Raw genomic sequence first — 20,897 nt, forward strand, 5'->3', positions numbered from 1 at the left:
TGGGTTGGCCGCATGCGGCCAACCCTCTCCCCCGAACGCAAGAACGTTCCGTCAAAGAGAGTGGCGCTACGCCTACACGCGCCGTTCTCTTTGTCAAAACGGTTTTAGTAAAGCTGCAACGCAGACAAAAGGGTCGAACAATGATGCAATCCATGTACAGTCATTCCCACCTGTTTGGTGGGAATGCACCGTTCATCGAGGAGCTGTACGAGCAGTACCTCGCTGATCCGAACGTGGTTCCGGCAGAATGGCGGGATTACTTCGACAAGCTGGCGATGTCGCCGGGCGCCGCCGATCGCGACGTGGCGCACCAGCCGATTCAGGAATCCTTCATCCAGCTGGCCAAGAAGCCGATTACCGGCCAGCGCAGCAGCGATGTGGCCAACTGGGAATCGATGCAGAAGCAGGTTGGCGTACTGAAGCTGATCTCCGCCTGGCGCGTGCTGGGCTCCCGTCAGGCCAACCTCGACCCGCTCAAGCGCATGGATCAGGCCACCGTTCGCGAACTGGACCCGGCCACCCACGGTCTGTCCGACGCCGACATGGCCGTGCAGTTCAACGTCGGCTCCCTGGTAGCTCCGCAGAAGCTGCCGCTGTCCGACATCATTGCCCGTCTGAAGCAGACCTACGGCGGCAATGTGGGCGTGGAATACATGCACATCACCAACTCCGACGAAAAACACTGGATTCGTCAGCGTTTCGAAGGTGATCTGTCCACCCCGCGTTACGGCGCCGACAAGAAAAAACGCATCCTCAAGCAGATTACCGCTGCCGAGACCCTGGAGCGCTACCTGCACACCCGCTACGTGGGCCAGAAGCGCTTCTCGCTGGAAGGTGGCGAAGCCGCCATCGCCGCACTGGATCAGCTGATCCAGACCGGCACCGCGCACGGCATCCAGGAACTGATCATCGGCATGGCCCACCGTGGCCGCCTGAACGTGCTGGTAAACACCCTGGGCAAGCTGCCGCGTGACCTGTTCGCCGAATTCGAAGGCAAGGCGGCCCAGGATCTGGCGTCCGGTGACGTGAAGTACCACATGGGCTTCTCCTCCGACATCCCGACCGCCAGCGGCCCGATGCACGTATCGCTGGCGTTCAACCCTTCGCATCTGGAAATCGTGAACCCGGTGGTGGAAGGCTCGGTACGCGCCCGTCAGGACCGCCGCAAGGACAGCGAGCGCAAGACCGCGGTAGCCGTACTGATCCACGGTGACTCCGCCTTTGCCGGCCTGGGCGTGAACCAGGGTACCTTCAACCTGTCGCAGACCCGCGGCTACGGTACCGGCGGCACCCTGCACCTGGTGATCAACAACCAGGTAGGCTTCACCACCTCCGACACTCGCGACATGCGTTCCACGCTGTACTGTACCGACGTGGCCAAGATGATCGAAGCACCGATCTTCCACGTGAACGGCGACGATCCGGAAGCAGTGTGCTACGTGATGCAGGCAGCCCTCGACTACCGCATGGCCTTCAACAAGGACGTGGTAATCGACCTGGTGTGCTACCGCAAACTGGGCCACAACGAGGGCGACGACCCGTTCCTGACCCAGCCGATGATGTACAAGAAGATCGCCAAGCACCCGGGCACCCGCGCACTGTACGCACAGCGCCTGGTCGCCGAAGGCGTGCTGAAGGCCGAGGAAGCCGACGATCTGATCCGCGCCTACCGCGATGCGCTGGACAAGGGCGAGCATGTTGAACAGACCGTGCTGTCCAACTACCGCCGCGAACACGCGCTGGACTGGAGCCAGTACCAGGGCACCCACTGGGCGCACCCGACCGACACCTCGCTGCCGCAGGCCGACCTGCTGCGCCTGGCCGAGAAGTTCAACAGCGTACCGGCCGAATTCAAGCCGCACCCGACCGTGAAGAAAGTACTGGAAGCACGCATGGCCATGGCCCGCGGCGACCAGCCGCTGGACTGGGGCATGGCGGAAATCACCGCCTACGCCAGCCTGGTGACCAATGGCTACGGCGTGCGCCTCTCCGGTGAAGACTCCGGCCGCGGCACCTTCTCGCACCGCCATTCCGTGGTGCACGACCAGAACCGCGAGCGCTGGGACCAGGGCAGCTACGTACCGCTGCGCAATATGAGCGAAAACCAGGGCGAGTTCCTGGTGATCGACTCGATCCTGAACGAAGAAGCGGTACTGGCGTACGAGTACGGTTACGCCTGCTCCGCTCCGGACCAGCTGGTGATCTGGGAAGCCCAGTTCGGCGACTTCGCCAACGGCGCCCAGGTAGCCATCGACCAGTTCATCTCCTCCGGCGAAACCAAGTGGGGCCGTCTGTGTGGCCTGACCACCATCCTGCCGCACGGCTACGATGGCCAGGGCCCGGAGCACTCCTCCGCCCGCCTGGAACGCTGGCTGCAGCTGTGCGCCGAGCACAATATGCAGATCGTGATGCCGTCCGAAGCCAGCCAGATGTTCCACGTGCTGCGCCGCCAGGTGCTGCGTCCGTACCGCAAGCCGCTGGTGATCTTCCTGTCCAAGCGCCTGCTGCGTTACAAGGACTCCATGAGCCCGATCAGCGACCTGACCTCCGGCAGCTTCCGCCCGGTGATCGGCGATGCCTCGATCAAGGACGCCAAGAAGGTGAAGCGCGTGCTGCTGTGTGCCGGCCAGGTGTACTACGACCTGGTGAACGGTCGCAAGGAGCGTGGTCTGGAAGAAGACGTGGCCATCGTGCGTATCGAGCAGCTGTACCCGTTCCCCACCGAGCAGCTGCAGGCGGAACTCGCCCAGTACGCTCACGTGAAGGAGCTGGTATGGGTGCAGGAAGAGCCGCGTAACCAGGGCGCCTGGTACCAGATCCGCCACCGTCTGGAAGGCCTGCTCAGCGGCAAACAGTCGCTGGAATTCGCCGGCCGTCCGTCGTCCGCCTCCCCGGCCGTAGGCTATATGAGCAAGCACGTTGCCCAGCTCAAAGCCTTCGTCGAAGAAGCTCTGTCGTTCAACAAATAACACCTGCACATAAGAACGGGGCGGCAGTGCGCCGCCCCCCAATGGAGAAGAACAATGGCCATCATTGAAGTCAAAGTCCCCCAGCTGCCGGAATCCGTTTCCGAAGCCACCCTGATGACCTGGCACAAGCAAGTCGGCCAGGCGGTTGCCCGTGACGAGAACCTGATCGATCTGGAAACCGACAAGGTGGTACTGGAACTGCCGGCACCGCAAGCTGGTGTACTGGTGAAGATCGTTGAGCAGGACGGTGCTACCGTTACCTCCGGCCAGCTGATCGCTCACATCGACACTGAAGCCACTGCCGGCGCTACTGCCCCGGCCGCTGCAGCCGCTGTGGCTGCCGCCCCTGCCGCTGCCCCGGTACAGGCTGCCACCGGTGGCGCCGCCATGCCGTCCGCTGCCAAGCTGGCTGCCGAAACCGGCGTGAACCTGGCTGACGTAGCCGGCTCCGGCCGCGACGGTCGCATCCTGAAAGAAGACGTGGCTGCCGCCAAGCCGTCCGCCCCGGCACAAGCCGCCCCGGTACTGTCCGCCACTGCGGCCAACGTTGGCCAGGCACTGGCCACCACTCCGGCGATCAACACCTCGGTACTGTCCGGCCGTCCGGAACAGCGCGTGCCGATGTCCCGTCTGCGCCAGCGCGTGGCCGAGCGTCTGGTAATGTCGCAGCAGACCAACGCCATCCTCACCACCTTCAACGAAATCAACATGAAGCCGGTGATGGACCTGCGTGCCAAGTACAAGGACAAGTTCGAGAAAGAGCACGGCGTGAAGCTGGGCTTCATGGGCTTCTTCGTGAAGGCCGTGGTTGCCGCACTGAAGAAATACCCGGTAGTGAACGCCTCGGTTGATGGCAACGACATCATCTACCACGGCTACTTCGACATCGGCGTGGCCGTTGGCAGCCCGCGCGGCCTGGTAGTACCGGTCATCCGCAATGCCGACCAGCTGAGCCTGGCCGAGATCGAGAAGCAGATCGCCGACTTCGGCAAGCGCGCCCAGGAAGGCAAGCTGACCGTTGAGGAACTGACCGGCGGTACCTACACCATCTCCAACGGCGGTACCTTCGGCTCCATGATGTCCACCCCGATCATCAACCCGCCGCAATCCGCGATCCTGGGCATGCACGCCACCAAGGAACGTGCCGTGGTGGAAAACGGTCAGGTTGTGGTTCGCCCGATGATGTACCTGGCCCAGTCCTACGACCACCGCATCATCGACGGCCGTGAAGCCGTACTGAGCCTGGTGGCCATCAAGGATGCCATCGAAGATCCGGCCCGCCTGATCCTGGACCTGTAAGTACAGCCTGCTTCGGCACATCCGCGTGCGGCCAACCCCAGGGTTGGCCGCAACGTGCAAAGGAAAGACTCAATGAGCCAACAATTCGACGTAGTAGTGATCGGCGGCGGCCCCGGCGGTTACGTAGCCGCCATCCGCGCCGCCCAGCTGGGTTTCAATACCGCCTGCGTGGACGCCTACAAGAACCCGGAAGGCAAGGCCTCCCTGGGCGGCACCTGCCTGAACGTGGGTTGCATCCCGTCCAAGGCGCTGCTGCAGTCCTCGGAAAACTTCCACGCCATCCAGCATGACTTCGCCAAGCACGGCATCTCGGTAGACGGTGCCAAGATGGACGTGGCCACCATGCTGGATCGCAAGAACGGCATCATCACCAAGAACGCCGGCGGCATCGCCTTCCTGTTCAAGAAGAACAAGGTTGCCAACATCCACGGCCTGGGTACGCTGAAATCCCGCCAGGGCGACAAGTGGGTCATCGAAGTGACCGACAACGGCGCCGTGGTGGACACCCTGGAAGCCAGCCACGTGATCGTGGCCACCGGTTCCAACCCGCGCCAGCTGCCGGGCCTGGATACCGACAACCAGCTGGTGCTGGACAACGCCGGCGCGCTGGCGCTGGCTGACGTACCGGCCCGCCTGGGCGTGATCGGCGCCGGCGTGATCGGCCTGGAAATGGGTTCGGTATGGAAGCGCCTGGGCGCCGACGTCACCATCCTGGAAGCCATGCCGACCTTCCTGGCCGCTGCCGACCAGCAGATCGCCAAGGAAGCGTTCAAGAGCCTGACCAAGGACACCGGCCTCGACATCAAGCTGGGCGTGAAGATCGGTGAAATCAGCAAGGGCGCCAACAGCGTCACCGTGAACTACGAACTGAACGGCGAAGCCGTGAAGGCCGAGTTCGACAAGCTGATCGTGGCCATCGGCCGCGTGCCGAACACCGGCGGCCTGGGTGCCGACAACGTGAACCTGCAGCTGGACGAGCGCGGTTTCGTGGTGGTGGACGATCACTGCCACACCAACCTGCCGAACGTATGGGCGATCGGCGACGTGGTGCGCGGCCCGATGCTGGCGCACAAGGCGTCCGAAGAAGGCGTGGCGGTTGCCGAGCGCATCGCCGGCCAGAAGCCGCACGTGGACTTCGGCGTGATTCCGTGGGTGATCTACACCTCGCCGGAAATCGCCTGGGTCGGCAAGACCGAAGAGCAGCTCAAGGCCGAAGGCATCGAGTACAAGAAGGGCACTTCCGGCTTTGCGGCCAACGGTCGCGCGCTGGGTCTGGGCCATGCCCAGGGTACCGTCAAGCTCTTGGCCTGCGCCAAGACCGACCGCATCCTCGGCCTGCACATGATCGGCCCGATGGTGTCCGAGCTGGTGACCGAAGGCGTGGTGTCGATGGAGTTCAAGGCCGCCAGCGAAGACCTGGCACGCATTGTCCACGCTCACCCGTCGCTGTCCGAAGTGGTACATGAAGCTGCGCTGGCCGCCGACAAGCGCGCGCTGCACGGCTAAAGCGAACCGGGCCGTGTACAATATCGCGGCCCACGTGAACGGTGCGGCAACCGCTTGCGGTTGCCGCCTGCAAAATAAGGCTGTGCGAGCAGCCAAGGAATAGAGACGTTGGCCAGACAGGCCCCGCCATCATTTCCACCCGAAAGGAAACTCAATGAACCTGCACGAATACCAAGCGAAAGAGCTGCTGGCCAAGTACGGCCTGCCGGTGCAACAGGGCATTCTGGCCAACTCGCCGGAAGAAGCTGCTGCTGCTTACGACAAGCTGGGCGGCAAGTTTGCCGTTGTGAAGGCCCAGGTGCACGCCGGTGGCCGTGGCAAGGCCGGTGGTGTAAAAGTGGTGAAGAGCCGCGAAGAAGCCGCCGAGGTAGCCAAGACCCTGATCGGCACCAACCTGGTGACCTATCAGACCGACGCCGCCGGCCAGCCGGTAAACAGCGTGCTGGTATGCGAAGACATGTACCCGGTACAGCGCGAACTGTACCTGGGCGCCGTGGTTGACCGTGGCACCCAGCGCGTGGTGTTCATGGTATCGACCGAGGGTGGTGTCGAGATCGAGAAGGTTGCCGAGGAAACCCCGGAAAAGATCATCAAGATCGAGATCGACCCGCTGGTTGGCGCTCAGCCGTTCCAGGGCCGTGATGCCGCATTTGCCCTGGGTCTGGAAGGCGCGCAGGTTGCCGCTTTCACCAAACTGTTCCTGGGCGCCGCCAAGGCCTTCATCGAGAACGACTTCGCCCTGTTCGAAGTAAACCCGCTGGCGCTGCGCGAAAACGGCGAACTGGCCTGCGTAGACGGCAAGATCAACCTGGACTCCAACGCCCTGTACCGTCACCCGGAACTGCTGGCCATGCGCGACAAGTCGCAGGAGAACGAGCGTGAAGTGAAAGCTTCCGAGTTCGACCTGAACTACGTGGCACTGGAAGGCAACATCGGCTGCATGGTGAACGGCGCCGGTCTGGCCATGGCCACCATGGACATCATCAAGCTGAAGGGTGGCCAGCCGGCCAACTTCCTGGACGTGGGCGGCGGCGCTACCAAGGAGCGCGTGATCGAAGCGTTCAAGCTGATCCTGGCCGATACCTCGGTACAGGGCGTGCTGATCAACATCTTCGGCGGTATCGTGCGTTGCGACATGATCGCCGAAGCGATCATTGCCGCGGTGAAGGAAGTGAACGTGACCGTGCCGGTAGTTGTGCGCCTGGAAGGCAACAACGCCGAGCTGGGCGCCAAGATCCTGGACGACTCCGGTCTGAAACTGACCTCCGCCCAGGGCCTGAACGACGCAGCCGAGAAGATCGTTGCTGCCGTTGCCGCCCTCTAATCACCCGCACCGCATAAGGATTTCAAAATGAGCGTATTGGTAAACAAAGACACCAAAGTGCTGGTGCAAGGTTTCACCGGCAAGAACGGTACTTTCCACGCCGAACAGGCACTGAAGTGCGGCACCAAGGTTGTCGGCGGCGTTACCCCGGGCAAGGGCGGTGCTGAGCACCTGGGCCTGCCGGTGTTCAACACCATGAAGGACGCCGTTCGCCAGACCCAGGCCGATGCTTCCGTGATCTACGTACCGGCAGCTTTCGCCAAGGATTCCATCCTGGAAGCCATCGACAGCGGCGTTAAGCTGATCGTGTGCATCACCGAAGGCGTGCCGACCCTGGACATGCTGTACGTGAAGAAAGCCGTGGACGAAGCCGGCATCCGCCTGATCGGCCCGAACTGCCCGGGTATCATCACCCCGGGTGAGTGCAAGATCGGCATCATGCCGTGGCACATCCACAACCCGGGCCGTATCGGCATCGTGTCCCGCTCCGGCACCCTGACCTACGAAGCAGTGGCACAAACCACCGCCCTGGGCCTGGGCCAGTCCACTTGTATCGGTATCGGCGGCGACCCGATCCCGGGTACCTCCCACATCGACTCCCTGAAACTGTTCCAGGACGATCCGGATACCGACGCCATCATCATGATCGGTGAAATCGGCGGTAGCGCCGAGGAAGAGGCAGCCGAGTTCGCCAAGCAGTACGTGACCAAGCCGGTAGTAGGCTACATCGCCGGTGTTACCGCCCCGAAAGGCAAGCGCATGGGTCACGCCGGCGCCATCATCTCCGGCGGCAAGGGTACTGCCGAAGAGAAGTTCAAGGCTTTCGAGCGTGCAGGCATCGCCTACACCCGCAGCCCGGCCGAAATCGGCAAGACCATGTTCGAACTGCTGAAGTCCAAGGGCATGATCTGATCCGGTTCTGATCGAACGGAAGCAACCCCGCCAACCGGCGGGGTTTTTTATTGCCCATCATCGACAAGCCCGGCAGCCCTGCCCTTGCGGCCAACCCTGAGCGGCCGCAGGCAAACAAAAACCCCGCCGCAGCGGGGTTTTGAACAGCGGACACAGGTTGGCCGCATCAGCCTTCCTGTGGCAACAGGCTTTCCTGGCGCAGCAACGGCTCCACCTGCTCCGCCGGCATCGGTTTGGCCAGCAGGTAGCCCTGTACCTGGTCGCAGCCGTGCTGCTCCAGGAAGCGCCACTGCTCGATGGTTTCCACCCCTTCCGCCACCACCTGCATGTTCAGGTTCTTCGCCATATTGATGATGGCGCGGGTAATGGCGGTGTCGTCCTGGTCGTCCGGAATGTCGCGCACGAAGGAACGGTCGATCTTCAGCTTGTCGGCCTTGAAGCGCTTCAGATAGGCCAGGCTGGAGTAGCCGGTGCCGAAGTCGTCGATGGACATGCGGATGCCCATGTCCTGGATGGCGCGGATCGCCTGCACCGTGGACTCCAGGTCGTCCATGATCACGCTCTCGGTCACCTCCACGTCCAGGCAGCTGCCCGGCAGGTTGTAGGTGGCCAGCGCATTGCCCAGCACCTGGGTCAGGTCCTCGTGGCGGAACTGCAGTGCCGACAGGTTGACGCCCACGGTAATCAGCGGCAGGCCGGCGGCGTACCAGGCGGCAATCTGGCGGCAGGCCTCGCGGATCACCCAGTTGCCGATCTGCACGATAAAGCCGCGCTCCTCGGCCACGTCGATGAAGTGCAGCGGCCCCAGCAGGCCCAGCGACGGGTGGTTCCAGCGAATCAGCGCCTCGGCGCCGATGATGCGGCCGGTGCGGATTTCCACCTGCGGCTGGTAGTGCAGCACGAACTCGCCGCGCTCCACCGCGTAGCGCAGCTGGCTTTCGATGGCCAGGATCTCGCGGGCGCGGGCATTGAGGTCGGCAGTGTAGAACTTGTAGTTGTTACGGCCGCTGGACTTGGCGTGATACATCGCCGCGTCGGCGTTGCGCACCAGGGTGTCGAAATCGCGGCCGTCATCCGGGAACACGCTGATGCCGATACTGCCGGTGACCATCAGCGAGTGGTTGTACACCTCCAGCGGGGTGGTGAACTCGGTGAGGATGCGCTCGGCCACGTGTGCGGCGGCGGCGGCATCGCTGACCAGCGGCAGCAGGATGATGAATTCGTCGCCACCCTGGCGCGCCACCACCTCGCCGCTGCCCAGCACGCTGCGGATGCGTTCCGACGCGATCTTGAGCAGGATGTCGCCGGCGGCATGGCCCAGCGACTCGTTGATGGTCTTGAAGCGGTCCAGGTCCAGCAGCAGGATGCCCAGCTTGCCGTTGTCGTGGGTGGCGTTCTGGATCGCCAGCAACGCGCGATCCTGCAGGTGACCGCGGTTGGGCAGGCCGGTGAGCACGTCGAAGTGCGCCAGGAACTGGATGCGTTCGTCCGCCGCCTTGCGCTCGGACTGGTCGCTGAAGATGGCCACGTAGTGGGTAACGTCGCCGGACGGGCTCTTCACCGCGTTGATGGCCAGCCACTCCGGGTATACCTCGCCGTTCTTGCGGCGGTTCCACACCTCGCCCTGCCACGAGCCCTGCTCGCTCAGCACCTGCCACAGGCTGTCGTAGAACTCTTTGCTGTGGCGGCCGGAGCTGAGCACCATCGGGCGCTGGCTCAGCACTTCTTCCTGGGTGAAGCCGGTGATTTCGGTGAAGGCGCGGTTCACGCTGCGGATGCGCACTTCGCCGTCGGTAATCATGATGCCTTCGGCGGTGTTCTCGAACACCTTGGCCGCCAGCTGCATGCGCTCTTCGGCGGCGCGGCGCTCGGAAATATCGCGCACCATGCGCCACACTGCGGTGATGCGGCCGCTGGCGTCGCGCATCGCCACGGTCTTGACGCTGACCGGGATCGGGTTGCCGATGCGGTTGATGTACTGCACTTCGAATTCGTCGCAGAAGCCGAAGCGCATCACCTTGTTATCCAGGTTGTAGCGCTCCTGCGCCTCGCTGTCGCGGTCCAGCAGGCCCCAGAAATTCTGCAGCTTGAGCTGGTCCAGGCTGTAGCCCAGCAGGCTGAGGAAGGCCGGGTTGGCGTCGATGATCTGCCCTTCCAGCGAGCTGATCACGATGCCGTCCAGGTTGGACCAGAACAGCTCGCGGTATTTGTTCTCGGAGCGGCGCAGCGCATCCTCCACCTCGCGGCGGCGTTCGATGTCCGCCTCCAGCGCCAGGGTCTTGGCCTTCAGCTCGTCGATCAGGCGCTTCAGTTCGGAGCGGGTCCACTCCAGGTGCTTGCCCACAGTGCCGATCTCGTCATGCCGCCCCCAGTGGAACGGTTCGTCCAGTTTCAATGCGGCCAACCTGGTGGCCTGCTGCGACAGCTGGGCAATGGGGCGCAGGAAGCGCGAATGCAGAATCGTCATCACCAGCACCACCGACAGCAGCAGCTGCGCCGCCACGATCAGCAGCAGGTTCTTCAGCTGGTTGCGCTGGTAGATTGCCAGGTGTTCGGTATCGAATTCGATGCTGACCTGGCCGATCTCCTCGCCGCGGTACACCACCGGTTTCTGCACGAAGGCCACGCTGCCGATGCGGCGCTCGCTACGCAGGGTGGACAGGAAGACGGTATTGGACTGCGTGTCGGTCACGCGGATGGAGATCACCCGCGGGTCGTCCATCACCGAGGACACCAGCGGTGCGCCGGCCTGGCGGCTGAGGTTCCACAGCGGCTCCTGCATGCCCAGCGCCACGATGTCCAGCAGGCGTTTCTGGTCCACCGCCAGCTGGTTTTCCGCCTGCTCGCGCTGCAGGTTGAAGGTCAGCACACTGATGATGATGGCTGGAATCAACAGGCCCAGTACCAGCGCCATTAAAAACACCTGGCGCAACGACAAGCGCGAACCGATGGCGTAGCTATCGAAATTGTCCGGTTTCTGGGTCATGGAAGCGGTTTCCCCAACAGCGAAAAGTGTTGCTGCAAATATTTTGAAGATTATACGGAAGCGCTGTAGATCGCGCGGATTTTCTCCATTTGCATAGTATAAGTCAGGTTGCCGAATCAGGAAGCCAGCGCCTACAATCGCCCGCATACTTTTATAGGCAAATATTCATGCAAAACACCGCATTCGATCAGCTGATCAGCGCGCGCTGGATCATTACAGTCGAACAAGATGGCCTGGTACTGGAAAACCATGCCGTGGCCGTGCGCAACGGCCGCATCGTCGCCATCCTGCGCCCGGAAGAAATCGCCGGCGCCAGTGCCGCCGAGCGCATCGACCTGCCGCAGCACGTGCTGATGCCGGGCCTGGTGAACCTGCATGGCCATTCCGCCATGACCCTGCTGCGCGGCATGGCCGATGACAAGGCGCTGATGGACTGGCTGCAGAACCATATCTGGCCGGCGGAAGGCAAGCATGTCAGCGATGCCTTTGTATTCGATGGTGCCTTATTGGCAATGGGTGAAATGTTCCGCAGCGGCACCACCACCATCAACGATATGTATTTCTTCCATGCCGCCATGGGCCGCGCCGGCCTGGCTGCCGGCATGCGTACCTTCGTCGGCTGTTCGATCCTGGAATTCCCCACCGTCTACGGCCAGAACGCCGACGACTACATCGCCAAGGGCATGGCCGAGCGCCAGCAGTTCCTGGGCGAAGAGCTGATCACCTTCACCCTGGCGCCGCATGCCCCGTACACGGTGGCCGACGACACCTTCCGCAAGGTCATCACCCTGGCCGAGCAGGAAGACATGCTGATCCACTGCCACATCCACGAAACCATGGATGAAGTGAACGGCAGCATCGACCAGTACAAGCAGCGCCCGCTGGCGCGCCTGGCGAACCTGGGCCTGCTGTCGCCGCGCCTGATCGCCGCGCACATGGTGCACCTCAGCGACGAGGAAATCGCGCTGGTGGCCAAACATGGCGTGTCCATCGCCCACAACCCCACTTCCAACATGAAGCTGGCCTCCGGCATTGCCCCGGTACAGAAGCTGTTGGCCGCAGGCGTGAACGTGGGCATCGGCACCGACGGCGCCGCCTCCAACAACAAGCTGGACATGCTGAGCGAGACCCGCATGGGCGCGCTGCTGGCCAAGGTCGGCACGCTGGACCCCACTGCCGTGCCGGCGGCCACCGCCATCCGCATGGCCACCCTGCACGGCGCTCAGGCGCTGGGCATTGCCGACAAGGTGGGCACGGTCAGCGTGGGCAAGCAGGCCGACCTGATCGCCGTGGACCTGTCGGCGGTGGAAACCAGCCCGCAGTTCGACCCGATCTCGCACATCGTCTACGCCGCCGGCCGCGAACAGGTGAGCCACGTCTGGGTGAACGGCCGCCAGGTGCTGCGCGAACGCGCACTGACCACGCTGGACGAAGCGGAACTGAAGGCTCGCGCCGAAGACTGGCGCGTACGCATTCTGGCTAAATAAGCGGATAACACGATGAGCAATGTAGACGAACTGGAACTGGACAAATTCAGCCAGATTGCCCACAAGTGGTGGGACAAGGACAGCGAGTTCAAACCGCTGCACGAGATCAACCCGCTGCGCCTGGGCTTTATCGACGACTTCGCCGCCATCAGCGGCAAGACCGTGCTGGACGTGGGCTGCGGCGGCGGCATCCTGGCCGAGAGCATGGCCGCCACGGGCGCCACCGTCACCGGTATCGACCTGGCGAAGAAGTCGCTGAAGGTCGCCCAGCTGCACAGCCTGGAATCCGGCGTCAGCGTCAGCTACCGCTGCGTACCGGTGGAAGAGTTGGCCGCAGAAGCGCCGGCCAGCTTCGACGTGGTGACCTGCATGGAAATGCTGGAACACGTGCCGGATCCGCTGAGCGTGGTGCGCGCCTGCGCCGAGCTGGTGAAGCCGGGCGGCCAGGTGTTCTTCTCCACCCTCAACCGCAATGCCAAGGCCTATCTGCTGGCAGTGGTCGGCGCCGAATACGTGCTGAACATGCTGCCGCGCGGCACCCACGAGTACAAGCGCTTCCTCAAGCCGTCGGAACTGGCGCGCATGGCACGCGGCGCCGGGCTGGAACTGGTGCAGGTAAAGGGTATGGGCTACAACCCGCTCACCCGTATCTATAGTCTGAATGACGATACCGACGTCAATTACCTGATGGCCATGCGCCGTCCGGGCTGATGTCCGCACAGTCATTCACTTGCGGCCAACCCGGCACTGCCAGGTTGGCCGCATTGCTTGCCACCATGCCATGCTGAGCTCCCCACCGCTGCCGCCCAATGCCATCCGCTGGCTGGCAGCACTGAACATCCACAGCCGTGCCGAGCTGCAGGCCGTTGGCGCGGTGCGTGCCTACCTGCTGCTGAAGGCCGCCGGCCACAGCGCCACCGAGCGGCTGCTGTTCGCGCTGGAAGCTGCCGCGCGCGGCGAGCACTGGTCGGCACTGGCTGATGACGACCGGGCCGGCTTGCGTGCGGCTGCGGCCAACCATGCCCCGGTACGGCCGCTGCCGCCGCAGGCGGAGCGGCAGCGCTTCATGGCCGAGGCGCTGGCACTGGCAGCGGAGGCCGCCCGCCACGGCGAGGTGCCGGTAGGCGCGGTAGTGGTGCAGCAGGGCCGCATTGTCGGGCGCGGCTACAACCAGCCGGTTGGCAGCCACGACCCCAGCGCCCATGCTGAAATGGTGGCGCTGCGCGATGCCGCGGCCCGGCTTGGCAATTACCGCCTGCACGGCTGCCAGCTGTACGTCACGCTGGAGCCTTGCGCCATGTGCGCCGGCGCCATCCTGCACAGCCGGCTGGATCACGTGCTGTACGGCGCCGCCGAGCCGCGCACCGGCGCTGCCGGCAGCGTGCTCGACCTGTTTGCCGAGCGTCGCCTCAACCACCACACCGCGGTGGATGGCGGCATAGAAGACGCAGCAGCGGCGGCACTTCTGGCTGCTTTCTTTGCCCAACGCAGGTAAAACAAGGAGAGCAGCATGCTCCACCCACTGCCGCGCTTGTCCGCCCTGCTTTTGCCGGCCCTGCTTTTACTGGTCCACCTGTCGTTGCCCGCGCTGGCGGCCACGCCGCCGGAGGCATCCTACCTGCTGGCCAGCCAGCAGCAGCCGCTGGTCGCCGCCGCCATCAAACCCAACCCCTACACACCCGGCATGCCGTGGCTGGAAATCGGCGTGCGCAGCCAGAGCCTGGTGTACTACGATGAGCTGGGCGTGGCGCGTGCCCGCTACGCGGTGTCCACCGCCAAGAACGGCGTGGGCGAGCAGGAAAACAGCTATCAGACGCCGCGAGGCTGGCACAGGGTTTGCGAGCGTATCGGCGATGGTGTCGAAGCGGGTACCATCATCTACCGTCGCCAGGTTACGCCGTGGAAATACACGCCGCAGCTGCATCAGGAATACCCGGACAAGGACTGGATCCTCACCCGCATCCTGTGGCTGTGCGGCATGGAACCCGGCAAGAACCAGGGCGGCCCGGTGGATAGCTACGACCGCGCCATCTATATTCATGGCGCCGGCGAGCACGTGGCCTTCGGCACGCCCACCTCGCGCGGCTGTGTGCGCATGCGCAACGAAGACATCATCGAACTGTTTGCCCAGACCGGTAACGGCCTGGATGTGCTGATCAACGAAAACCTGTAACCATGCTAAGCCTCACCACCCCTGCCCTGCTGTTTCCCGCCATTTCCCTGCTGCTGCTGGCCTATACCAACCGCTACCTGGCGCTGGCCGGCATCATCCGCAACCTGTACGACGACTACCAGCAAACGCCCAGCGAGAAGCTGGTGCAGCAGATCGGCAACCTGCGCCAGCGCATTGCGCTGATCAAATGGATGCAGTCGCTGGGAGTGGGCAGCCTGTTCCTGTGCGTGGTGGCCATGCTGCTGATCTACACCGGTTGGCCGCAAGCCGCGCAGTTCATCTTCGGCACCAGCCTGCTGCTGATGATCATGTCGCTGGGCATGTCGCTCTTGGAGCTGCGCATGTCCACCGATGCGCTGAACATCCTGCTGTCCGACCTGATCGCCGCCGAACGCGAACGCGGCCGGCGCTGAGCAAAAAAAAAGACCTCTCCCGCCCTGGGAGAGGTCAACACCCGTGTCGTACCTGCAAGGTTCCTGACGGAACATGCAATAACAGCGTTATTGCTCTTGAAGCAGCTGTTCAAACTCACCTTGCGAGCCACTTGTCGTGTTAGCCCCTGATTTCCTCGCTTGGCCTTGATTAAACAAGCGTTTGAATAGTAGGTTTGCCACCTTTTATACGCAAGCTTTTTCTATCGACATTAAAACAATCGTTTTATTTTTGCCACAATGCGCCGCCGGCGTCACGGCCACCTGCGCGCCGGCAGCGGACAGTGCTAGAATCCGCGGTCCGATTGCCAGACAATCGACAATCAGCCATTTCACCCAAGCCAGCAGGAGGCGGGATTGAGCTTCAAGGCCAACGACTCTCTTACCGAACAGATTGCCCAGTATCTGGGGCACAAGATCGTTAGCGGCGACATGCAGCCAGGCGAGCGCATCCAGGAGCTGCGCATTACCGCCGAGCTGGATGTCAGCCGTGGTTCGGTGCGCGAGGCGCTGCTGATCCTGCAACGCCGCCACCTGGTGGACATCTACCCGCGTCGTGGCGCCATCGTGTCCAGCATCAGCCCGGACGACGTGCGCGAAGTGTTCGAGCTGTGGTTCCTGCTGCTGGAACAGGCGGTGGTCAACCTGGCCGCCAGCTGGCAGAACGACGACCTGGCCAGCTTCATCGAGCTGATGACCGAGCTGGGCGAATGCCAGCGCCGCAGCGACGGCGAGAAGTTCTACACCAGCGGTGTGGCCTTCCTGGAGCGCCTGTACCAGCACTGCGGCAACCGCTACCTGAAGCAGACACTGTTCGACCTGCTGCCGCAGTCGCAGCGCTGCCTGTTCGCCATCCTGCGCGCCGGCAAGAGCCAGATCGACCGTACCCACGCCTTCCTCGACCGCCTGCTCAAGGCCATCGTGGCGCGCGACGAGCCACAGCTGCGCCAGCTGGTGCGCGAGTTCGGCAGCCAGTACAGCCTGACGGCCCAGGACGCCGCCGCCAGGCTGCAGGCCTGAGCAGAAATAAAAAAGCGGCCACTGGCCGCTTTTTTATTGCTCGCTGCTTTCCTTGTTCAGGGAAGCATCAGCGCAGGCGCAGGTAATCGGCAAAGCGGTAGCGCAGACCGTTGGCCGCAAGCTGCTCCTCACCTTCGCTGCATTGCCATTGCTCCGCCTGCCAGCGCGGAAACCGCGCATCACCGGCCACCTCCAGCGCGATATGCGTCAGGCACAGCTTGTCGGCCAGCGGCAGTGCCTGCTCGTACAGATTGGCGCCGCCGATCACGCACACCTCCTCTGCCGCACCAGCCAGCGCCAGTGCCGCCTCCAGCGAATGCGCCACGCTGACGCCCTCGTGCTGCCAGTCCTGCTGGCGGGTGATCACGATGTTCAAGCGCCCCGGCAGCGGACGGCCGATGGAATCGAAGGTCTTGCGCCCCATGATCACCGGTTTGCCCAGCGTCACCGCCTTGAAATGCTTGAGGTCTTCCGGCAGGTGCCACGGCAGGGTGTTGTCGATGCCGATCACGTTGTCGTGCGCCATCGCCGCCACCAGCGTGAGGGTTGGCCGCATGCTCATACCGCCACCTCCGCCTTGATGTGCGGGTGCGGGTCGTAGCCTTCCAGCATGAAGTCCTCGAACTTGAAGGCGAACAGGTCTCGCACTTCCGGGTTGATGCGCATGGTGGGCAGCGGGCGCGGTTCGCGCGACAGCTGCAGCTGCGCCTGCTCGAAGTGGTTGCTGTACAGGTGAGCGTCGCCCAGGGTGTGCACGAACTCGCCCGGCTGCAGGCCGCACACCTGCGCCACCATCATGGTGAGCAGCGCGTAGCTGGCGATATTGAACGGCACGCCCAGGAAAATGTCAGCCGAGCGCTGGTACAGCTGGCAGGACAGGCGGCCATCGGCCACGTAGAACTGGAACAGACTGTGGCACGGCGGCAGCGCCATCTCGTCCACCAGCGCCGGGTTCCACGCCGACACCAGCAGCCGGCGCGAGTCCGGGTTGCGGCGGATCATCTCCAGCACATTGCTGATCTGGTCGATGTGGCGGCCATCCGGCGCCGGCCAGCTGCGCCACTGGTAGCCGTATACCGGGCCCAGGTCGCCGTTCTCGTCCGCCCATTCGTCCCAGATCGATACGCCGTGTTCCTTCAGGTAGCGGATATTGGTATCGCCGGTCAGGAACCACAGCAGTTCGTGAATGATGGAGCGCAGGTGGCATTTCTTGGTGGTCACCAGCGGAAAACCCTGCGCCAGGTCGAAGCGCATCTGGTAGCCGAACACCGAACGCGTACCGGTACCGGTGCGATCAGACTTGTCGGCGCCGTGCTCCAGCACGTGGCGCATCAGATCCAGGTATTGCTTCATCGCTACCTCAAACATGCAGAATCGAATCGCGCGATTGTACCGTTTCCCGGCTGCCTGCGGCCAACTGGCGGCGGCAAACACCTGCCCAATTGACCAAACACCACCGCAGCCAGGCCGCAATCGGCTAACATCGCCGCTTAATGGTTATTTTCAATTAACAAGCGCGCGCCATGGCAGAAGAAAGCGATCAGGAAGACCGCACCGAAGCGCCCTCGCCCCGGAGACTGGAACAGGCCCGGGCCGAAGGCAATGTGCCGCGCTCGCGCGAGCTGACCACCTTTGCCATTACCGCCACCGGTCTCGCCCTGTTGATGGTGACCGGCGGCAGCATCTATCAGTTTCTGCACAAGCTGATGATCGAGTGGTTCACCTTCAACCAGGGCAAGGCCGTGGATGGCGCGCTGATTCTGGAGCACTTCCGCAGCAGCCTGCTGGGCACCCTGCAGACGCTGGCGCCATTGCTGGGCGCCCTGTTTCTGGTGGCCCTGCTCGCCCCGATGGCCATTGGCGGCTGGAACCTAAGCGGCAAGGGCTTTACCCCCAATTTTGGCAAGCTCAACCCCGCCAGCGGCCTCAAGCGCATGTTTTCGCTGCAGGCCGTTGCCGAGGGGCTGAAGGCCATTCTCAAGAGCCTGCTGATCGGCGGCGTGGCTACCTGGGTGATCTGGGGTGAGCGCGGCGACCTGGTAGGCCTGGTGGCCATGCCGCTGGACCGGGCGCAGATCCACCTGGTGGGGCTGATGGAGCACACCTTCATCATGGTGGTGGGCGCCATGCTGCTGCTGGTGGTGTTCGATGTGCCCTACCAGTTGTGGCAGTACCAGAAGAACCTGCGCATGACCAAGGACGAGCTGAAACAGGAATACAAGGAGCAGGAAGGCTCGCCGGAAGTGAAAGGCCGCATCCGCCAGCTGCAGCGCGAAGCCGCACGCAAACGCATGATGCAGGAAGTGCCCAAGGCCAACGTGATCGTGACCAACCCTACCCACTACGCGGTGGCCCTGCTGTACGACGACAAGATGGCCGCACCGCGGCTGATCGCCAAGGGCTCGCTGCGGCTGGCAGAGCGCATCATCGACAAAGGCAAGGAACACCGCGTTACCGTGGTACGCGCGCCGAGCTTTGCCCGCGCGCTGTACTTCAACGTGGAGCTGAACGAGGACATTCCGGGCAAGCTGTACACTGCCGCGGCGCAAGTGCTGGCCTACGTTTACCAGCTGCAGCAGTACGAACAGGCCGGCGGCGTCACACCGGTATTCCCCGAGCAGCTGCAGGTTCCGCCCGAGCTTGACCCTGAAAGCAAACGCACTCAACATACGGCGCCCACCGGCACCCACTAACGCGGCATGAACAAATTTCTTGAACTGCTGAAGAAAGTCGACGTCAACACCCTGGCCGGCCCCATCCTGATCATCCTGGTGTTGTCGATGATGGTGCTGCCGCTGCCGCCGCTGCTGCTCGACATGTTCTTCACCTTCAACATCGCGATTTCCATCATCGTGCTGATGGTGGGGGTGAACACCCGCGAGCCGCTGGAATTTTCCTCCTTCCCCACCCTGCTGCTGATCACCACCCTGCTGCGCCTGTCGCTGAACGTGGCCAGTAGCCGCATCATCCTGCTGCAGGGCCACACCGGGCCGGCCGCCGCCGGCAAGGTGATCGAATCGTTCGCCCACTTCCTGATCGGCGACAACATCACCATCGGTATCGTGGTGTTCATCATCCTGACCATCATCAACTTCGTGGTGATCACCAAGGGCGCCGGCCGTATCGCCGAAGTGTCGGCCCGCTTCACCCTGGATGCGATGCCCGGCAAGCAGATGGCCATCGACGCCGACCTCAACGCCGGCCTGATCGGCGAGGACGACGCCCGCCGCCGCCGCAGCAAGATCGCGGAAGAAGCCAACTTCTTCGGCTCCATGGACGGTGCCTCCAAGTTCGTGCGTGGCGATGCCGTGGCCGGCATCCTGATCATGGTGATCAACATCGTCGGCGGCCTGATCATCGGCGTGCTGCAGCACGACCTGGATGTCGGCTCGGCAGCCACCACCTACACCCTGCTGACCATCGGCGACGGCCTGGTGGCGCAGATTCCGGCGCTGGTGATCTCCACCGCCGCCGGTATGGTGGTGGCGCGGGTGGGCACCGAGAAAGGCATTTCCGAACAACTGGTAGGCCAGCTGTTCGCCAACCCCACCGTGCTCTACCTCACCGCCGGCGTCATCGGCATGCTGGGGCTGATCCCCAATATGCCGCACCTGGCCTTCCTGCTGATTGCCAGTACCCTGGCCGCCACCGCGCACTGGCTGGAAAAGAACGTCCGCAAGCAGGCCGAAGCCGCCGCCGTGGTCGAGATGGAACAGCCGCCACCATCGGTTACCGAGCAGCCGCTGGCCGAAGTGAGCTGGAAGGACGTGCAGCCGGTGGATGCACTGGGGCTGGAAGTCGGCTACCGGCTGATTCCGCTGGTGGACCGCGACCAGGATGGCGAGCTGCTGCGCCGTATCCGCGGCATCCGCAAGAAAATGGCACAGGAACTGGGCTTCCTGGTGCCGGCGGTTCACATCCGCGACAACCTGGAAATCCGCCCCAACGCCTACCGCATCCTGCTCAAGGGCGTGGAGATCGGCCAGGGCGAGGCGTATATCGGCCAGTTCCTGGCCATCAACCCCGGCCAGGTCAGTGGCGAGCTGCAAGGCACACCCACCACCGACCCGGCCTTCGGCCTGCCGGCAGTGTGGATCGACGCCAGCAAGCGCGACGAGGCGCAGAACCTGGGCTACACCGTGGTGGATGCCAGCACCGTGGTGGCCACCCACCTGTCCAACCTGCTGCAGACCCACGCCGCCGAACTGCTGGGTCGCGAAGAGGTGCAGGCACTGATCGACCACGTGGCCAAGGAAGCGCCCAAGCTCATCGAGGACCTGGTGCCCAAGGTGGTGCCCATCGGCGTGCTGCAGAAGGTGCTGCAGCAGCTGCTGCTGGACGGCATCCACCTGCGCGACTTCCGCACCATCATCGAAACGCTGGCCGACCATATTGCCCTGTCGCAGGATATCGACGAGCTGACCAGCGCAGTGCGTACCGCGCTGTCACGCGCCATCGTGCAGCAGCTGTTCCCGGGCGAGCAGGAGCTGCCGCTGATGACGCTGGAGCCGCAGCTGGAAAACATCCTGCTGCAGGCGGTGAACAGCAAGGCCGGCGGCGGGCTGGAACCTGGCCTTGCCGAGAACCTGCTATCCAATGCGGCGCAGGAAACAGAAAATGTTGAAAATCAGGGTTACAATCCGGTACTGCTTACACCGCCTGGTTTACGACCACTTTTGGCACGCTTCTTGCGCCGGGCGCTGCCGCAGCTGAAGGTCATTTCTCATAATGAGATACCCGACAGTAAATCCATTCGTATAATTGCGGTGATTGGGGGGAGCAGAGGCTAA

General features: G+C 63.3%; 16 protein-coding genes. 13 read left to right on the forward strand and 3 right to left on the reverse strand.

Annotated elements, in window-relative coordinates; genetic code table 11:
* Window positions 1-140: 140 nt before the first annotated feature.
* The 5 genes from PSELUDRAFT_RS00980 (at window position 141) to sucD (ending at window position 8,010) form a co-directional block, all read left to right on the forward strand.
* Window positions 141-2,969, forward strand: coding sequence for a 2-oxoglutarate dehydrogenase E1 component (locus tag PSELUDRAFT_RS00980; RefSeq protein ID WP_088965083.1), 2,829 nt, complete (start codon window positions 141-143; stop codon window positions 2,967-2,969).
* A gap of 54 nt (window positions 2,970-3,023) precedes the next feature.
* A complete protein-coding gene (gene odhB / locus PSELUDRAFT_RS00985; RefSeq protein WP_088965084.1) occupies window positions 3,024-4,268 on the forward strand; it encodes a 2-oxoglutarate dehydrogenase complex dihydrolipoyllysine-residue succinyltransferase in 1,245 nt (414 codons plus the stop codon).
* Window positions 4,269-4,340: 72 nt separating this feature from the next.
* Window positions 4,341-5,774 carry a dihydrolipoyl dehydrogenase gene (gene lpdA, locus PSELUDRAFT_RS00990; protein WP_088965085.1) on the forward strand — a complete coding sequence of 478 codons (1,434 nt, stop codon included), beginning with the start codon at window positions 4,341-4,343 and terminating at the stop codon, window positions 5,772-5,774.
* Between the two features lie 154 nt (window positions 5,775-5,928).
* Window positions 5,929-7,098 (forward strand): ADP-forming succinate--CoA ligase subunit beta, encoded by a 1,170-nt coding sequence (gene sucC / locus PSELUDRAFT_RS00995; RefSeq protein ID WP_088965086.1) that lies wholly within the window; start codon window positions 5,929-5,931, stop codon window positions 7,096-7,098.
* Between the two features lie 27 nt (window positions 7,099-7,125).
* On the forward strand, window positions 7,126-8,010 hold the full coding sequence (sucD, locus tag PSELUDRAFT_RS01000) for a succinate--CoA ligase subunit alpha (protein ID WP_088965087.1): 885 nt from the start codon (window positions 7,126-7,128) through the stop codon (window positions 8,008-8,010).
* Window positions 8,011-8,176: 166 nt separating this feature from the next.
* Here the strand turns inward: sucD and PSELUDRAFT_RS01005 are convergent, their stop codons facing one another.
* Window positions 8,177-10,996 (reverse strand): bifunctional diguanylate cyclase/phosphodiesterase, encoded by a 2,820-nt coding sequence (locus PSELUDRAFT_RS01005; protein ID WP_088965088.1) that lies wholly within the window; start codon window positions 10,994-10,996, stop codon window positions 8,177-8,179.
* Window positions 10,997-11,163: 167 nt separating this feature from the next.
* Here PSELUDRAFT_RS01005 and PSELUDRAFT_RS01010 point away from each other — a divergent pair, with 167 nt between their 5' ends.
* The 6 genes from PSELUDRAFT_RS01010 to PSELUDRAFT_RS01035 all read left to right on the forward strand — a co-directional run bounded on the left by PSELUDRAFT_RS01010 (window position 11,164) and on the right by PSELUDRAFT_RS01035 (window position 16,107).
* Window positions 11,164-12,483, forward strand: a complete 1,320-nt coding sequence (locus PSELUDRAFT_RS01010; protein WP_088965089.1) for a TRZ/ATZ family hydrolase — start codon at window positions 11,164-11,166, stop codon at window positions 12,481-12,483.
* Between the two features lie 12 nt (window positions 12,484-12,495).
* The gene (ubiG, locus tag PSELUDRAFT_RS01015; protein WP_088965090.1) at window positions 12,496-13,194 is read left to right on the forward strand and encodes a bifunctional 2-polyprenyl-6-hydroxyphenol methylase/3-demethylubiquinol 3-O-methyltransferase UbiG; all 699 of its coding nucleotides are present in this window, start codon (window positions 12,496-12,498) and stop codon (window positions 13,192-13,194) included.
* Window positions 13,195-13,264: 70 nt separating this feature from the next.
* Window positions 13,265-13,978 (forward strand): tRNA adenosine(34) deaminase TadA, encoded by a 714-nt coding sequence (tadA, locus tag PSELUDRAFT_RS01020; protein WP_088965091.1) that lies wholly within the window; start codon window positions 13,265-13,267, stop codon window positions 13,976-13,978.
* 15 nt (window positions 13,979-13,993) lie between these two features.
* Complete coding sequence (locus tag PSELUDRAFT_RS01025; RefSeq protein ID WP_088965092.1) at window positions 13,994-14,656, forward strand: L,D-transpeptidase; 663 nt, start codon at window positions 13,994-13,996, stop codon at window positions 14,654-14,656.
* 2 nt (window positions 14,657-14,658) lie between these two features.
* Window positions 14,659-15,069 carry a DUF2721 domain-containing protein gene (locus tag PSELUDRAFT_RS01030; RefSeq protein WP_088965093.1) on the forward strand — a complete coding sequence of 137 codons (411 nt, stop codon included), beginning with the start codon at window positions 14,659-14,661 and terminating at the stop codon, window positions 15,067-15,069.
* A gap of 375 nt (window positions 15,070-15,444) precedes the next feature.
* On the forward strand, window positions 15,445-16,107 hold the full coding sequence (locus PSELUDRAFT_RS01035; RefSeq protein WP_088965094.1) for a GntR family transcriptional regulator: 663 nt from the start codon (window positions 15,445-15,447) through the stop codon (window positions 16,105-16,107).
* A 67-nt stretch (window positions 16,108-16,174) separates the two neighbouring features.
* On the opposite strand, the gene PSELUDRAFT_RS01040 is transcribed toward PSELUDRAFT_RS01035, so the two are convergent.
* Together PSELUDRAFT_RS01040 and PSELUDRAFT_RS01045 are read right to left on the reverse strand one after the other, a co-directional pair.
* Window positions 16,175-16,669, reverse strand: a complete 495-nt coding sequence (locus tag PSELUDRAFT_RS01040) for a dihydrofolate reductase (RefSeq protein ID WP_197693918.1) — start codon at window positions 16,667-16,669, stop codon at window positions 16,175-16,177.
* Window positions 16,666-17,460 carry a thymidylate synthase gene (locus PSELUDRAFT_RS01045; protein WP_088965096.1) on the reverse strand — a complete coding sequence of 265 codons (795 nt, stop codon included), beginning with the start codon at window positions 17,458-17,460 and terminating at the stop codon, window positions 16,666-16,668. The genes PSELUDRAFT_RS01040 and PSELUDRAFT_RS01045 overlap by 4 nt, the downstream gene beginning before the upstream one ends.
* A 170-nt stretch (window positions 17,461-17,630) precedes the next feature.
* Between PSELUDRAFT_RS01045 and flhB the strand changes: the two genes are divergently transcribed.
* Both flhB and flhA read left to right on the forward strand, forming a co-directional pair.
* Window positions 17,631-18,800, forward strand: coding sequence for a flagellar biosynthesis protein FlhB (flhB, locus tag PSELUDRAFT_RS01050; protein WP_088965097.1), 1,170 nt, complete (start codon window positions 17,631-17,633; stop codon window positions 18,798-18,800).
* Between the two features lie 6 nt (window positions 18,801-18,806).
* Window positions 18,807-20,897, forward strand: a complete 2,091-nt coding sequence (gene flhA / locus PSELUDRAFT_RS01055) for a flagellar biosynthesis protein FlhA (protein ID WP_088965098.1) — start codon at window positions 18,807-18,809, stop codon at window positions 20,895-20,897.

The organism is Vogesella sp. LIG4 (assembly GCF_900090205.1).
Lineage (GTDB): Bacteria > Pseudomonadota > Gammaproteobacteria > Burkholderiales > Chromobacteriaceae > Vogesella.